At 41.2% G+C, this 16,342-nt stretch carries 15 protein-coding genes; 10 read left to right on the forward strand and 5 right to left on the reverse strand.

Annotation, left to right across the window (positions count from 1 at the left end; translation table 11 throughout):
* Positions 1-4: 4 nt before the first annotated feature.
* The 4 genes from IEV61_RS09875 to IEV61_RS09890 all read right to left on the reverse strand — a co-directional run bounded on the left by IEV61_RS09875 (position 5) and on the right by IEV61_RS09890 (position 3,132).
* On the reverse strand, positions 5-544 hold the full coding sequence (locus tag IEV61_RS09875) for a carboxymuconolactone decarboxylase family protein (RefSeq protein ID WP_188416150.1): 540 nt from the start codon (positions 542-544) through the stop codon (positions 5-7).
* Positions 545-1,000: 456 nt separating this feature from the next.
* Entirely contained in the window at positions 1,001-2,296 is a 1,296-nt protein-coding gene (locus IEV61_RS09880; protein ID WP_188416152.1) for a DUF3108 domain-containing protein, read from the reverse strand.
* A 268-nt stretch (positions 2,297-2,564) separates the two neighbouring features.
* Positions 2,565-2,807, reverse strand: coding sequence for a DUF2630 family protein (locus tag IEV61_RS09885; RefSeq protein ID WP_188416153.1), 243 nt, complete (start codon positions 2,805-2,807; stop codon positions 2,565-2,567).
* 31 nt (positions 2,808-2,838) lie between these two features.
* Positions 2,839-3,132 (reverse strand): hypothetical protein, encoded by a 294-nt coding sequence (locus IEV61_RS09890; RefSeq protein ID WP_188416156.1) that lies wholly within the window; start codon positions 3,130-3,132, stop codon positions 2,839-2,841.
* A 643-nt stretch (positions 3,133-3,775) separates the two neighbouring features.
* Here IEV61_RS09890 and IEV61_RS09895 point away from each other — a divergent pair.
* The 3 genes from IEV61_RS09895 (at position 3,776) to IEV61_RS09905 (ending at position 5,763) form a co-directional block, all read left to right on the forward strand.
* Entirely contained in the window at positions 3,776-4,123 is a 348-nt protein-coding gene (locus IEV61_RS09895) for a hypothetical protein (protein ID WP_188416157.1), read from the forward strand.
* 338 nt (positions 4,124-4,461) lie between these two features.
* Positions 4,462-5,364 carry a hypothetical protein gene (locus tag IEV61_RS09900; protein ID WP_188416159.1) on the forward strand — a complete coding sequence of 301 codons (903 nt, stop codon included), beginning with the start codon at positions 4,462-4,464 and terminating at the stop codon, positions 5,362-5,364.
* A gap of 165 nt (positions 5,365-5,529) precedes the next feature.
* On the forward strand, positions 5,530-5,763 hold the full coding sequence (locus IEV61_RS09905) for a hypothetical protein (RefSeq protein WP_188416161.1): 234 nt from the start codon (positions 5,530-5,532) through the stop codon (positions 5,761-5,763).
* Positions 5,764-5,844: 81 nt separating this feature from the next.
* Here IEV61_RS09905 and IEV61_RS09910 read toward each other — a convergent pair whose 3' ends face one another.
* Positions 5,845-7,098, reverse strand: coding sequence for an Hsp70 family protein (locus tag IEV61_RS09910; protein ID WP_188416163.1), 1,254 nt, complete (start codon positions 7,096-7,098; stop codon positions 5,845-5,847).
* Positions 7,099-7,391: 293 nt separating this feature from the next.
* Between IEV61_RS09910 and IEV61_RS09915 the strand changes: the two genes are divergently transcribed.
* The 7 genes from IEV61_RS09915 (at position 7,392) to IEV61_RS09945 (ending at position 16,342) form a co-directional block, all read left to right on the forward strand.
* Positions 7,392-7,763, forward strand: coding sequence for a GNAT family N-acetyltransferase (locus IEV61_RS09915; RefSeq protein ID WP_229747088.1), 372 nt, complete (start codon positions 7,392-7,394; stop codon positions 7,761-7,763).
* Between the two features lie 213 nt (positions 7,764-7,976).
* Complete coding sequence (locus IEV61_RS09920) at positions 7,977-8,972, forward strand: hypothetical protein (protein ID WP_188416167.1); 996 nt, start codon at positions 7,977-7,979, stop codon at positions 8,970-8,972.
* A complete protein-coding gene (locus IEV61_RS09925) occupies positions 8,935-11,598 on the forward strand; it encodes a hypothetical protein (protein ID WP_188416169.1) in 2,664 nt (887 codons plus the stop codon). Before IEV61_RS09920 ends, IEV61_RS09925 begins: the two co-directional genes overlap by 38 nt.
* Before the next feature lie 44 nt (positions 11,599-11,642).
* Entirely contained in the window at positions 11,643-12,269 is a 627-nt protein-coding gene (locus IEV61_RS09930; protein WP_188416171.1) for a hypothetical protein, read from the forward strand.
* A gap of 511 nt (positions 12,270-12,780) precedes the next feature.
* On the forward strand, positions 12,781-13,866 hold the full coding sequence (locus tag IEV61_RS09935) for a glycosyltransferase family 4 protein (protein ID WP_188416174.1): 1,086 nt from the start codon (positions 12,781-12,783) through the stop codon (positions 13,864-13,866).
* Between the two features lie 171 nt (positions 13,867-14,037).
* The gene (locus tag IEV61_RS09940; protein WP_229747091.1) at positions 14,038-15,018 is read left to right on the forward strand and encodes an acyl-CoA dehydrogenase family protein; all 981 of its coding nucleotides are present in this window, start codon (positions 14,038-14,040) and stop codon (positions 15,016-15,018) included.
* Positions 15,011-16,342 (forward strand): bifunctional PIG-L family deacetylase/class I SAM-dependent methyltransferase, encoded by a 1,332-nt coding sequence (locus IEV61_RS09945; RefSeq protein WP_188416178.1) that lies wholly within the window; start codon positions 15,011-15,013, stop codon positions 16,340-16,342. The genes IEV61_RS09940 and IEV61_RS09945 overlap by 8 nt, the downstream gene beginning before the upstream one ends.

Consider the following 16,342-nt stretch of genomic DNA (forward strand, 5'->3'; position numbering starts at 1 on the left):
AACTTTAAAATTTGCCATAACCAACGTGGGCCATGCGTTCGCCCATTTCTATATAATCTTCGTTTGCCTGAGGCGCCCAGGTGCCTAATCCGTCTACATAGCGGTTGTACATACAAAATGCAGCCGCTATGAGCACGGTATCGTGGATCTCATCATCGGTTGCACCCTGATTACGCGCAGCGTCAACATCTTCAAGGCTTACGTTTTTACCGCCACGCTGTACCTGGTGAGCAATGTTGAGCAATGCACGCATTTTAGCGCTAATTGGCGTTTCAGGTAAACCGGCTTTAATGTCGTCAATTAAAGGGAGTCCTAAATTTAAGTGTGCAGCAGCAGCGGCCGCGTGCGAGGTATGGCAAAAGTGGCAATCGTTCCAATAAGATACTGATGCTGCAATGATCTCCCTTTCGCCGCTGGTGAGGGTAGACGTACCCCGTAATAATGTTTCAGCCAAATCTAGCAATGGTTTTGCAGTTTCGGGCCGGTGGTTAAGCAGGCCAATAATACCCGGTAACTCCTCGTTAGTAAGTTTAATGTGTGCCATGATGACGGTTGGTAATTGGTTAAACAGCACAATGCTGTTGTCCCAAATGTAACAAGTAAAATATCAGAAGGCAATCGATTAAAATATTTTCAGATAAAAATCTTCCCTGCTTGCTTCGCTCATGAGTTTTTTTTGCAAAGTCATACTATAAGCAAAATAACTCTGGCTTTTTATTTTATAAATATTTGCTAATCTGACACATAAGCTGCGCAGCTAAACTGGCCTCATCTCTTCGATCGGCATTTTTAAGAATTCTATTTTTTTGGTTAAATCTAACCAATGATAAGCCTTGTTTCCTCACCACATAATTGTAGTAGCATCTAAACAGTCAGCCGCATCATGTTAATTCCAGGCAAATACGCAGTCGCTACCTATGCCGCGGTCTAATTTCCAAGTATAGTCGTGTACCTAATCCCTTGAACTGTTTTTCGTTTCCCTTTTGCTAACCAGCTTTTATTATCTTACATCTTTTAGGTTCACTTTTACTTGTTCTCCATTTTCCTTGATGGTGACTGCCGTTTCAATGTCTGCTTTAACACCAGTTGAGCCGCTTGCGGTACTGTAAACTGCATTGGACGAAAGAACAGCACCACTGGGATGCATCAGATAGGAGGTGCCAGACTGATAGCTGTAAGCATAATTATGTGTGTAACCAAATGAGGTGCTCAACAGATATTCTCCAGGCATTAGGTTAGTAAATTCGAAATGGCCTTTATCATCATACACTTTTGTTGTTTTTATGCAGGCCTGAACATTGGGATCTATTGGAACTTCGATCAGCTTTTTGCCTTTTCTTATCTTTTTGTTTACTTCTTTCCATTCCTCTATATAAGGCGAATTAGGAATGATGGTAACTATGGTTCCCTTGGGTGCAAATTGTGCTTTATTGAGATTCAATAGGGCAATCCCTCCGCGCGCGTGATCCCTTGCATAACTTGTACCAATGATTACACTAGTTCCCTTTTCCAGTTTTGCCAACGCCTCTTCCTTGTTGAATTTGTTTTTGATTGGCTGATAATCAAGTTCTTCGTCCACACATATCTCCCAAGTACCGCCGGCAACTGACATTTCTCTTTGCCACAGGCGGTGTTGGGCTTTATCTACCACATAGTAATAAAGAGCTCCGGTGCTTTCTTCGAGTACATTCACTAGCCAACTCTCATGGTCGCCAGTTTTAGGTGAACGGTATACATAACTTTTCACTTCTTTGATGATGTAGTTGGTAATTAGCTTTTCCGTCTTGCTGTCGTAATAAAACTCTGGGAAGGTGGCCTTATAGCCTGTTTTAAGCGGCAGAGTAGTTATTAGATGATCTGCAATTGAATAGTCGACGTATTTATCCTTGGCCTGCAAAGTTACGGGGACTTCCTTTTTTGTGCCCAGGTCGTAATATCTACCTGTAATGTTATTTCCAAAGTTGAGTTCTAAATTGCTTTTGGTTCCTTCAAGTTTGTAACTGATTGGTGCTAGTGTAGTAACGTTGGCCAACGATGTCCTTTTTCGGTACCATTTGCCATTCTGATCCTTATATTCGGATACCAGCCGGAGTTTATTTCCAGAGATGCTGACATCGTTAGTGAAAGACCCTTTTTTTGTCCAAATGGTACCTTTTACATAGTAAATTGTATACAAGGATGTACCTGTTTTCAAAAATGAGGTATTAATGTCTGCGCTTCCTGGTACAATTATCTTTTGGGCGAACGTATTGAACGCGAAAAAAGACAGGACAACTAAGCAAAAGGTATATTTCATGGCTTATGTGATTTTAACGAACAAATTTTAAATAAAAAAATTAGTAATTTGTTTTAACTCAGAATTAGTATGGCATTTGAACTTAAAATCTAAAAGAAATAAAATATAAAGTTTCATTAGGAATGGTCATGTAAACTTACCAGGGATAACCCAATACCATTCTGCTCATCATTTGAATCAATTTCTAAGTATAGCCCGTTAGGATTTAGCCTTGTGTTAGTTAATTGATTAACTGATAAGGCTAACTTCGACTACGATTTAAAAACAATTATTCCTTATAATTGTCGATCGTTTCATTCGAACGCATCTTTGCCCGGTTCGGGTCTTCGCCGGCATCGCGAAATGCCCTGCGCTGGCGGAGGAGGTCCCAATACTGGTCCAGCTTAGATTTTACAGTGTGCAGGTGTTTGACATCTTCGTCTGTAAGGTCTTCCTTGCCATATAATTCTTCTTCTTTTTCTGTCAGTTGTCTGATGTGTTCGACTACCGACTGATCCGGTTTCTTTTCCATAGTGCTTGGTTTTATTCGTTCGTTATTGAGCTTAATTACAGTGCTGATTTAGGAATTCAATTAAATGCTGTTCCAGCAAGTCTGTATTGTACTCTGCATTATCACCATTATTAGACAGTTCGATGCTGACGTCATTGACGATTAAGGTAAATACCTTGCCTTCAATAATCTCAGGAAAAGACACATTGATCACATCATACACATGGGCATACTCGATGGCCAGGTTGGTACCGAGTTTAGCATCTATATAAGTTCCGAATTCGGTTTTTAAAATACCGAATAGCTTTTCCGCACCTAAAGGGCTAACATTTTGAATGGTTGTCATTATATAATTTTTAAGGGCATTTGGGTAATGGTCCGTTCTTTAGCCAGGAGAAAGGGTAATGGATCAATTGGAGCCTTAAGGCTCCAATTGAACAAGCGTTCAACAACGTTTATGTTTGAGGGTGGCCAGATTTATTAGGCCTTAAGCCGCTATAATCAGTTATCAATGAATTAACGTTACGTACAAAAAACATCATTTATCAAGTAATTAATAGGCAAATCCTTTAAATTGGCTTTAATTGGTCCGTGGCCATTAAATTCAAACTTTACTCAGATCAGCATCTTATAATAATATACCGCCAATTCAGACTTAATTAAATGCAGTTACAGGACATTGAGTATTAAAAGCGATCTCAGAAAAAGCCACGTATTGGTATAAATATGCTAAACGCCGCTGACTTTACCGCCGAAAAGCTCAACGGAAAATTCCCTGAGATCGCAAGTAAAGCTTATGAAGACTTACGGGGTGAATGTTAATGGAAACCTTTTGCAGAAGCCCGGCCTTATGGTGTAGCTACGCTAAAATGTATTCTTGTAATTTATCATAATAAAAAAATGAATTAGTAGCTGCTGATGATATAAAAATGAAATAGGGTTTAAAGCGTTAGTGCTTGAGGAAAATAGGGAATTTGGGTTAGAGCATCGTGACTATAACAGTATTGTTGCAGGTATGGCTCGTTGACTACAAACTCTTTATTCAACACATTGGTAATGGTGGCGATGGGCCGCCCGAGTATGGTATAAAACATTTAATGACAGGCGAAAGTTGGTGGTTAAACAAGCAAAGAAGTGCATGGCTGACTTTTGAAAACATCAAAATCCCGTTTCCGTTTTCCAAACAGTGGATATGGGAAGACGATGAGGTTATAAACGTAGAATTACAAGACAGAATATTGGACGGCAACATATACTTAGGCACAGACGGTTGCAAAATAGATTGGACACTTATAGTGTCGGGGGGAACAGCGAGGGTTTGTTTGGCAAATAACTGATGTTGGTATCTCGCCCTCCAAACCAGCCATGACATTTTTGCAGTGGTTTAGTAATTGGTTAGATCATGATAAGTCTTCACAAAACCCTTTTTGGTGGAAAGACTAAGCCAGCACAACAACTCCGCACCGAGTTGTTGTAAGTAAACAGTTGAAAGACGTGCCCTAGATCACAACACTTAGATAATATAAACTTTGAAATGCTATAGATACTGGAAAAATGTGTGCTGGATTTAAACCTAAATCACATTAATTAAACTTTTAAGCTTCCGTTTGTTTTATGAATAGTCAATTTCTGTAAACAGATGAAAGGTATCTCTAATCCGTCAACACATTACGCTATGAAACAAAAACTATACTGTTGCCTTTCTTTCGCCCTAATCATCACATCTTGTCATGAAGGGGCAGGTACATCCAATCAAACCATAGTTAAGACAGACAGTACAGAAGTTGTTTCTCCAAATCCTGATAGCAGTAAGTCGGCCAAAGTAGACATCATGGCTGGGCGAAATGATGTCATGACCACAGAACAGCTATTGTCTCTGATTCGAAGGCATAAAGATGATATTGAGGCAAAGTTGCCAACTTTATCAAAAACTGAAGCTAATGACTTGTATGACAGTTATTTGAAAACAAATGAGGCGCTGGTTGCGAAAGTCATGTTATCTGAACTTAATCTACTGGATAAATTCTATAATGAAGATGCTGTAAACCAAACAAGAGTGAAGAAGTTAGGCAACTTATTGGCAAAATACGATTTAGAGTATGATGAAATTGGAGAAGGTATAGTTGAAATAAAAACCAAAAGCGACTTTTACGATAATATTTTTAAAAACTATGTTTCAGATGACTATAAAGCTTATTTAGCAATTAAAAAGGAAGAAGATAAAGTGCCCTACAGTGCTGACGCAGGGCTGCTTATCTCTTTCAAAGAAATCGGGGAGAGGGTTATTGTTTGGGAAAAACTGTTGGCACAATATCCTTCAAGCAAACTCATCGATAAAATAAAACAGCAATATCAATCTTATCAAAGCGATTATTTGTTCGGGTTGGATAATACCTCGACTATTGAATTTCAAAATTCTGAAAAGGCATACATAAACCCTGAGAATATAGAAGAGTTTAACCAGTTTATGCAAAAGTATCCGTCCAGCCCGACCAACAGGCTCATTAAAATATTATTAAAGAACTTTAAAGACGAGAATATACGCAATTTGATTGACTCTGAACAACAAAAATTGTAATGGATTGAATGCTATGTATTACGTTAGGTTCATAAAATAGCATGTTATGTATCTTCTCGATGTAAAGTTCTGGAGATAGGTACCGCAAGGTAATTATGACGACGCTTAAATAATAGGTAGGCTTACAGCACAATAAATCAGGAGCAAAATTAAAAGTATCTGTTAATGCAACAAACAGCGGGTTACAGGGAGGGGGTGAGTTCATCGAACTTAAAAGCCTCGAAGAAATTAAAAAATTATGACTTCTTGGATGCAGGCGTAAATGATGGGTTCGAGCATAAGCCCTGCACCATACTTACGCCTAATGAAGATATCCGTGAGTTTGAGATTATGCAGATGGAACGGGGCTTTACTCCCTATAAAGTGAAGACCCGGGTAGAAGCAACCATCTTTCAGTAGCAGTATTTACCTTCACTTGATTTAGTAAAACTTACTCATACAAGCGCAATAATTGAATCAACCTTTGGCTTTATACCTTATTTACCCGAACAAATAGCCGCTATAAGCGAGGCCTTTAGCTACACTTTGAAAATTATCTCCCGACCGGAGGTTCACGTGAGGCATTTTCTTGCTGAATAGTTTTTGAATAAGGCACACCTGGGAGGTGCCGCCAGTGAGGAAAAGTGTATCCACATCCCGCGGTTCAATACCATGATTGTTCATAAATGCATCCAGTGCCACCGCGATCCGGTCAACTTCTTTAGCAATAACCTGCTCATATTCATCCAAGGTCACCTGTTCTTCCATATCAATTTCCATCTGGTGATAGCTGAATAGCGCAATGTCATCAGCGGATAGCGTAATTTTGGTTTGCTCAATAGCCTGGAAGACCGAATAGCCCAGGTTGTTTTCCAACAGGGTAATCAGGTTTTTAAACTTTCTGTCCTTGCCCGAATAATGGTAATAGTTCTCCATGTCTTTTTGAATGCGCAGGCTGTTGAAGAAATTCATCTGCTCCCAGGAGCAGATATTGGCAAATAACGACTTGGGTACGGTCAAATACTTGCCTGGAGCTGCCTGGTATTGGGTATGTTTGCCAAAGTAAGGCGTCCCTTTTTCCCACATAAAAGCGGCATCCAAACTGTCACCACCAACGTAGACGCCGCCCGTTGCTATCATGTCTTTTTTGCGGTCTTTATTGCCAGCCATGGCTGGGTCAAGTACCAGGTAAGTAAAATCGGTGGTGCCGCCACCCAGGTCGGCTACCAGCACGTTTTCCTTTTGCATCAGTGTTCTTTCGTAAGCAAAAGCTGCGCCTATGGGTTCATACTGATAGCGCACCTCGGTAAAGCCGGCCTGTTCCGCGGCTTTGTTCAGCCGGTTTTGAGCCAGCGTGTCTTTTTGGGTGTCATCATCATCGAAAAATACAGGCCTGCCGATCACTGCTTTCCGGCAGTTCTCTTGTATCAAGTGATCAGCCCGTTGCTTCAGCTCGGTCAGGATGATTGCCACCAGGTCGGACGCGTTGTACCGCTTGCCCTGAATACGGGTTTCAATAAAGCTGCTTCGGGACAAAATCTGTTTGACAGACTTGATGAAACGGCCTTTCATCCCGTCGGCCAGGTAAGCGGCAATGGCTTCATCGCCTACGACATAGCCTGCGTTTCGGTCAGCAAAAAAATAAATGAGCGAAGGAATGATCAGCGTATGGGAAATCATTTGAGTTTCCTCGTTATATATGGCTAAAGCGGAATTTGTGGTTCCAAAATCTATTCCGTACAGGTACTTACTCATGGCAGTTGAAGCAAAAAGGGAACGAAGCTATCAAAAAATGTTCAGGAATAAAACAGGATTGTCTAACGTATTGAGGTACAGCGTTCAATGTGATGATTGTAAACGTTTTGCCATGCCTGACACATTTTAATATAAACGGCAATTCCTTTAATGCTTGAAATTCCGGTATAGCTGACGTTAAACCTTATCTTTACAGCCATTATATGGACTATATTCACAAGGTTAAGGCATTCGGGGAATTGAACACGAACGAACTTTACGAACTGTTACGGCTACGGAGTGAGGTCTTCGTGGTGGCACAAAATTGCATCTTCCTGGATCAGGATAACAAAGACCAGCAATGCTACCACCTGTTGCTGTTTTGCGAAGGCCAACTGGCGGCCTACTGCAGGTTGGTTCCGGCGGGTTTGTCGTATGTAGAAGTGTCAATTGGGCGGGTGGTTACTTCGCCTGCATTCCGAGGTAAGGGGATAGGCAGAAAAGTGATGGAGCTGGCTATGCAAAATTGCCTGGATCTGTTCAGCACCAAAACTATCCGTATCGGCGCGCAAACGTATGCCACTGCATTTTATGAATCATTAGGGTTCGTCGCAGAAGGCGATCCTTATGATGAAGATGGCATAGAGCATATCGAGATGGTTAGCCATCAGCATGTTCGCTCATAACAGTCATGGCATCATGTTAGCGGCTTTATAATTTTAAGGTTTTATGAAACAGCATTTGAATTTAGATGGGTTCAAGTCGGTTTATTTATACGATTATATTAAACATGCGCTCATCTGCGGCATTAATTCCACTAAATAATAAATATAGCATGATTATATTCGGCGGCTTATTGTATAAGGATGCTTAAAGTGCCTGCGTATTTAACAGCGTTCATGATTTTGCTTGGACTAGCATCCTGCCACAAGAGCCGGGTGGTTAATACCTCGTTTTACTACTGGAAAACAGTTTATGAAACCAATGCTACCGAAAAACGGTATTTTGACACCCTACACTGTAAAAAGCTATATATTCGCATTATGGATGTGAATAACGGCGACAACGGTGCTGTACCTGTATCGCCGGTTATCTTCAATGGAACACTTCCCGATTCGGTAGAACTTGTTCCTGTCGTTTTTATTGTTAATGATGTACTCAAACATCAAACACACCAGCAAATAAAAGGCTTGGCCGGTAAAATTGTATATTATGTTAATGGTCGGATCAGACCATCAGGCAGAGCATCTTACAAGGAGTTACAGCTTGATTGCGACTGGACACAAACCACCCGCGATAACTATTTCTACCTGCTTAATTGCATTAAAACCAATATTAGTCTTAAAAATAAGCGAATATCGGCCACCCTACGTCTGCATCAACTCAAGAACCAAAAAAGCAGTGGCATACCACCGGTCAATAAAGTAATGCTTATGTGTTACAATATGGGTAACCTACGCAAATACGGGAATCAAAATTCTGTACTGGAGCAAAGTGAACTGGAGAAATACGTGGGTAAAAACCTAAGTAATTATCCAATGCCGGTAGATGTTGGGTTGCCTATTTTTAGTTGGGCTGTGGTTTTCCGGCAAAAACAGTATGCTGGTATTTCCAAAAGGTTGCATCAGGAAGACTTTAGCGATCACCAAATATTTAAAGCAAATGGCGGTAACCTGTACACATTGCAAAAGCACCTTCCTCGCTACGGGTTATTGCGTGGCGATGAGGTTAGATGGGAACAGCTGTCTGCCGGCCAGCTGCTGTCTGCTGCTAACTATATTCAGAAATATATATCCTCAGATACCGTAAATATCATTTACTTTCATTTAGACGAACCTACACTTAAACACTACACTTATGAAGACCTGGAAAAAACTACTGCTGTATTTCGTTAGCATTACCGGCTTATGCCTAGTTAGTGTGGCCATCATTGTGGCATGTTCGGATGAGCCCGACCCTTACGACTATTACACTTCGTTTTTTCACCCTGACATTCAGGGCAAGAAAGATTTCGGCGCTTTTTACTTCACCGATTATCAGTTTACTTATGGCAATGAAGAACCGGCAAGCGAAGCTGCTATTAATTCGTCCGAATGGGCACAATATTTAGGCGGTAAGGTAAAAACTACTGATGTAGAAAAGATTATGTACCACCTGGACTCCGCAGGAAAAGAAGGGGCTTATCACTTTTTTGAACAAGATCTACCAGTGGCAGATAGTTTGGTAAGGAGCAGTTTTTTGTGGAGTTTGAAAGATCCTGTACATGATGCAGCCAGAAAGTATTACCAGTTTGCCATACAGGCAGAACTTTTGGGGCAATCAAATTACAATTATTGGGAACCTGCACCGCTGGATACAGCAGGGCTAAAAAATACTGCCAATGAAGCCGTACAAGCTGCAATGGCAGAGAACGACAGTTTTTTAAAGTTACGATACTTCTATCAGGCGCAGAAACTAAACCATTACGCGGGCAACTTTGCCGAGGCTAAAAATATCTACGAACAACATATTGCAAAAACTACATCGTCCAGCCATATCAAAGGCTGGGCTTTGGCATTAAAAGCTGGGGAAGATCGCCGCCTGGGAGATACTGTTCAGGCTGCTTACTTGTTTTCGAAAGTGTTTGCCAATTACCCCGAGCGCCGCTTACAGGCCTATCGCAATTATCATTACATTAATGCGCCATTTAATGAGGTTATAAAACTTGCGCACACACCTGAAGAAAAGGCTAACCTTTATGCCATACAAGGTTTTGCAAATCCTGAAATTGGACTTGACAACCTAGAAGAGGTTTACAACAATGCACCTTCATCAGCGCTGGTGGGTGTGCTACTGGTAAGAGAAATTAATAAACTAGAGGAATATTATCTTACACCGGCGCTCAACAATAATACCGATCAGTTTTATAGTAATGGGCATTTAGCTAAGTCTGAAAGACCGCAGCCTACCAATGACAAAAAATGGCTGATATGGATTGGGCTGGTGGTTTTCGTTGCTGGTGCGGTAGTGTTTCTTGTGGGTTTTAAAGGGCAGTCTGGCAAGCCGGCTATTAAGATAGCCGGTGGCCTGTTAGCCCTGTCGGGCACTATTTGCATGGTGTGGTTTTTCACGCACCGGTCAAATGGAACACCCCAATCCCAACAATTACCACAAGGTAGCTTTTTTGTTGCCCTGCCCGACAGTTTGAAAAGCAAATATGATTCGCATATTGAAAAGCTACGAAGCTTTTGTACAAAACTTACAAGCGACGCCAGGTACAAGGAACCGCAAATAGGAACATTAGCTAATGCTTACCTATGTTTCATGCAGAATAAGCCAGACGATGGTATTGCTGCACTCAAGAAATTGGATGGGAAAAATCTTAGCGCAAAACTCGGCGATCAAAAGCAAATTGTAAACTTACTGTTATTGGCTCAACGCATTAAACAACTTAAAGGGGTTGATGAGGCTTCACTGCTACCATCGTTACAATGGCTTAATGCTAAAGTAATAGCAGGTGGTAAACCTAGAACAGATGTATACCCTTATACACCAGATAACAATAACCAATTTGCAATAACCCAGCGCAATTTTTATACCTATGTATTGGCGCCAGCCTACCTGCGCCAGGGTGATACCGCCAGGGCAGCCCTAGCTATGCTGAATAGCGGTCGTAATGGTATGGCGGCCAACAATTTGTATATAAACCAGGATATGCCTGATTTTTGGTTCAACTTTGTACACTCACCTCAGCTTAAACAATTAATTGACTGGAAAACTAATCGCCCAGCAAACCAATTCCTGGCGTTTTTAAGTAAGGAACTAAACCGGGTGAATACCGATAACTTGTATGAACTGTTAGGAACAATTGAGCTGCGTGAGCATCAATACCCCGAAGCCGTAACTGCGTTTCAGCAAATCAAAAACAAGAAACTCATTAATAAGGCATACAATGGGCAGGATTATTACAGTGACGGCGAAAGTAACCAGGGCGATCCTTTTGTTGTGGATATTAATGATTATCCCAAAAACTTTGCTGGCAAACGGTATACAAAACTAACGTTTGCCCAAAAGATGGCAGAATTGTGGCGCCAAACTCAAACACAACCACAAAATGCTGCGGCTTATTATCAAATGGCTAATGGCTTATATAACACTTCTACTTATGGCAATTCTTGGGGGCTTATCGCCTACACTTGGTCGGCTACCGACGTTGGCCGAAAGCTGCTTTATTATTATGACGGAGATTATATTAAAGCCTCAAAAGCTAAACAGTATTACTTAAAAGCCTTTGAGCTAAGTGAAGACCCGGAAATCAAAGCCAAATGTACCTTTATGGCGGCTAAGTGTGAGCAGAAGGAACATGAAGCCCCATCTTATGGGGATAACTATGAAACTTATGATAAACTCGAAAAACTATACACCAAACAGCTTAGGCAAAACAGCTACTTTAAAGAGATGAAGCAATACAAATCAACAGCATTTTATCAAAAAGCTGTAAATGAATGTAGCTACCTGAGTGATTTTATCAAGTCAAAGTAAGCAATCAATACTTTTATTTCAATGAAAAAAACTACTACGCCTTTATGACAACAAACATTGCGGTTTTCAAAAATCAACTTAAAAAGACGCTCATTTTGTCAGCGTTTGCAATAGCTTCAAGTATAACTGCTTTTGCTCAAAACGGAACTTTTGAAAAAAAAGCTTATGACGGAGCATACTGCGCCATTTCATTTCAAAGATCAGGAAACCAGGTAAAAGCACAAATATTTGCGTGGTGGAATTCTACCAACGCACAAACCGGTTATTACAATGGTGCCGGTGTATTGAAAAATAATACGGCTGTGCTGCATAGCGATGAAAACGAACCCGGATGCAAGGTAACTCTTAGTGTATTTCAGGATAAAGTTAAAGCATCTTTCGCCAATTGCGGTACTGACCACCTAACAGACGCATTTAACGGCCTTTACACTAAAATAACCGACGGCGTGGCCGGCGATTATGTGGTAACCACGCCTAAAGTATACTTTTACAAAACGCCTGATACCAGCAAAAAGCGTAAAACTTATGTGCTGAAAGGAGATAAGGTTACACTGGATATGGACAGGATTGCCGCGAGTAAAAAGAACTGGTTGTATGTTTATTTTATCAACAAGACCGGTAAAGAAACGGTAGGTTTTTTACCTATGTCTCAACTAAAACGAATAGAGTAATTACCTATAGTAATGCATGTTGATGTAAGCGTTAACGGACTTCCCTTGTAGGCTAATTTAAAAAAATATTATCTCGGTGAATGGCGGCAAAGCAGAGTGTATTTGTAGCGATGATGTTGGTGATCTCGTAAATGATCTTTCGATTATTAAAGGGGGAAACGTTACATGTGTAATACGATAATTGCTTAGCCATTAAAACAGAGGTGGCAATACAACAGTCCGCTGTTAGCTGCTAATAGTTAATTCTGCAATGTCTTTTGCACGCCTGCTGGCCGGGCAAGGTGCTAACACTTTTTCCAGAGTATAGCGCTTCTATGTCTTATGCTTCTTGTTAAGCCAGGTAAAATTTGGCCGTGCTATAAGATCTCCCTGCCTAACATTAACTTACCGTCTGTATTTCGCTTTCACTTTGACGTGATTAACTATACTAATTTTACATCAAACAAGTAGTTAAATACGTTTGTTCGGCATTAACTGCCTTGCAACTTCGCAAAGCGTTTGCTAATCCGATATGAAAATAGGCATTATCGCCCATCTTAAACACCCTATAAAAGCGCCTTTTGCCGGCGGTTTAGAAGCTTTTACCTACCAAGTTGCACAAAAGCTGACTGAACGAGGTCATGAAGTTATTTTATTTGCCAGTTCGTCTTCCGAAGCTTCCGGAAAATTGTACTCCATTTTAGATGATAGCAGTTATGAGCAGCAATCAGGTGTAAGGCACAAACGGCCAGATATGAGTTCGGAATATATTGCCGAGCATCATGCTTACTATCAGTTAATGACAGATATCGATATGATCGGGCTTGATATTATTTTCAATAATTGCCTGCATTATGTGCCTATAACCATGGCTAATTTAATTACTACGCCACTCGTAACGGTGCTACATACGCCGCCTTTTTACGAGTTGAAGAATGCAATTACCGCAGCAGAAAAAAAAGGAGCACTAAATTATGTTACAGTTTCTAAATGCAATGCCGATAACTGGGGGGAATGTATTGAGAACTGCCCTGTCATCTTAAATGGTATCGAGGTAGAAAAATGGGACTACTACGAAACTGGTCGCCAAGGTAACTACGCCGTTTGGTTTGGCAGAATACACCCGGATAAAGGGTTAGATATAGCTATTAAAGCGGCAAAGCTTGCCGGCTTAACACTTAAAGTGGCCGGAGGCATTGCAGACCAGCGGTATTACAAAGATAAGATTCAGCCTTTACTGGATGAAAACATAGAAATGCTGGGTTTACTAAATCATAAAGACATTAACAAGTTAATTGGCGAAGCTAAGGTATGCCTGATTACTCCGGTATGGCAGGAACCGTTTGGTTTGGTGGTAGCCGAGGCCTTAGCCTGCGGCACTCCAGTGGCTGGCATTAATGCTGGCGCATTGCCCGAAGTGCTTGGCGATGAATGCGGGTTTTTAGTGAATCCTGGTGATTTGACTGGTCTGTCGGAAGCTATACATCAGGCAGCGAAACTTGATCGTAAAAAGATAAGACAGTATGCCGAATCAAATTTGAGCATAGAAACTATGCTTACACAATATGAAGAATTATTTGAAATTCTTGTAGAAAACAAAACGAAAATAGCCAGCTAACAACCAGTGATGATACCTAATATTAAACTATCTAAGTCTAGTTTCACAGACTCTCAAGAGCTAAAGGACTGCCTTCAGCTAATAGCTGACCATGCATCACTGATAGACGATAGTCAGCTCGCGCCCATCGAAGAATTTAAGTGGCTTGCCGAATGCGGAGCGTTGAAAGTTGTGCTACCCGGGCAGGAACTGGACTTTAACCGTCCAAACTCAGCTGCGTTATTGGATTTGCTAAAACGAGTTGGTGCGGCAAATCTATCAGTAGGAAGAATTTACGAAGGGCATATTAATGCACTTTACCTTGTTCACTTATACGCCACCCCTGAACAAAAAAAACAATGGTACGATGCTGTGACTCGTGACAATGCATTGTTTGGCGTTTGGAACACGCAGAATCAGAATGGGATAGTTTACGAAAGTGATGAACATAATCTGGTACTCAAGGGTGCGAAAACATTTTGTTCGGGAGCCGCCATTGTAACTCATGCGCTAATTACAGGCAACATTAGCTCTGCTCACCGTAACGGCTGGCAAATGATCATAGTAGATATGAGAAATATTGCGGATGAACGAATAGATCGTAATACTTGGCAAACGTTAGGCATGAAGGCCTCAGGTAGTTTTACTACCGATTTTTCGGGTTACCAGGTAACCGAAAATGAATTGTTAGGAGAACCCGGCGACTATTTTGGTCAGCCTCACTTTAATGGTGGTGCTATCCGTTTTGCGGCAGTGCAGCTGGGGGGTGCAGAGGCTATAGTAAAGTACACGCTGAATTATTTGCGCTCCATGGACAGAACGGAAGACCCTATGCAAAAAACCCGCTTGGCCTCCATGATAACTGACATTACAACAGGTGACTTATGGATAAAGCAGGCCGGAAAGAATTTTGATGAATGGTCTGCAGATGCTGCTAAATCGGATGGATTAATTGCGTTTGCAAATATGACCCGAACGGTTATTGAAGAAATTGGTATACGGGTAATGAATGAAAGTAACAGGAGCGTAGGTGCACGCGGGTTGATGGCTGCATCGCCTTTAGAACGGCTGAACAGAGACTTAACCTTCTACCTGCGACAACCAGCTCCTGATGCGACCCGGCTTGCCATTGCAGATTATTTTATCAATCATAACCATTTGCCAGATGCATAACCCATTCGACAAACACGCTTTTCATCAAGCTGCGATCGCCGTAGATACTGACTTTTTAAAATCCATTACCAGTTGCTTGATAATGGTTCCGCATCCGGATGATGAATCTTTGGGCTGTGGCGGGCTCATTGCATTACTTAGGCAGCAAAACTGCCGGGTAACCATAGTGGTAACCACCGACGGTAGTCAGTCGCATCCTAATTCTGTTAAATTCCCCAAAGGGGATCGTATTGCCATACGTAAGCAGGAAATAGAAATGGCACTGTCTGTATTGATGGTTTCACCAAAAGATATTCATTTCATGAATGGCAAAGATGCTGCCTTGCCAGTTAAGGAAGATCCGGATTTCTTTAAATATAAAAACTTACTTAAGGAAATATTAGTCGGGGTTAAGCCACAACTTTGCCTGGTGCCGTATGAACTGGATCCTCATTGTGATCACCGCGCTACCTGGCAACTATTGAATTCTGCGTTAAGTGAGATAAAAAATAATGGCATTACGGTTTGGGAATATCCCATTTGGCTATATGCTTTAGCTAAGCCTGAAGATATTCCTCAACTACAAGAAGGGGAACTCAAATACGTTGAGATATCCTCATACTTACCTCAAAAAACGGCGGCAATACATACCCATGTATCTCAAATTACGCGGCTAATTGATGACGACCCCGAAGGATTCCTGCTTACCGCCGACATGATTGAAAACTTTTTGACGGGTAAAGAATACTTTTTAGAGCGGGCAACACTTCAAAAAGAGAAAACCCTTTCCGCCGATTATTTCCAGTCTTTATACCAGCAGACCAGGGATCCATGGAATTTTGAGGCCAGTGACTATGAACGGCAAAAATATCAAACCACGCTTGACTTTTTACCTGATTCGCCATATCCAAATGCGCTTGAAATTGGCTGTTCCATTGGTGTATTAACCAGCATGCTCCGTACCAAATGCAGTCACTTACTTTCTATTGATATTAGTGACACGGCCTTACAGGTAGCTAAGGAAAGACTAAAAGATTATTTGGAAGTAGAGTTTGAGGTACGAGCAATTCCGCATAATTTCCCTGATGGAAATTATGATTTGGTAGTGATGAGCGAAGTGGGCTATTATTTATCTATGCCAGATCTGTTGCTTGCTAAAGATAAGATCGTTAATAGTTTAGTACAGGGCGGTACGCTCATTTTAGTGCACTGGACACATTATGTGGTAGACTACCCTCTTACCGGAGACCAGGTGCATGAAGTGTTTTTGAAAGATGATCGGTTATTGCATAAATCCTTCACCCGTACGACCGATTACAGGCTTGATGTTTTCACTTTGATATAA

Origin of the sequence: Mucilaginibacter galii (genome assembly GCF_014635825.1) — a bacterium.
GTDB classification, from domain to species: domain Bacteria; phylum Bacteroidota; class Bacteroidia; order Sphingobacteriales; family Sphingobacteriaceae; genus Mucilaginibacter; species Mucilaginibacter galii.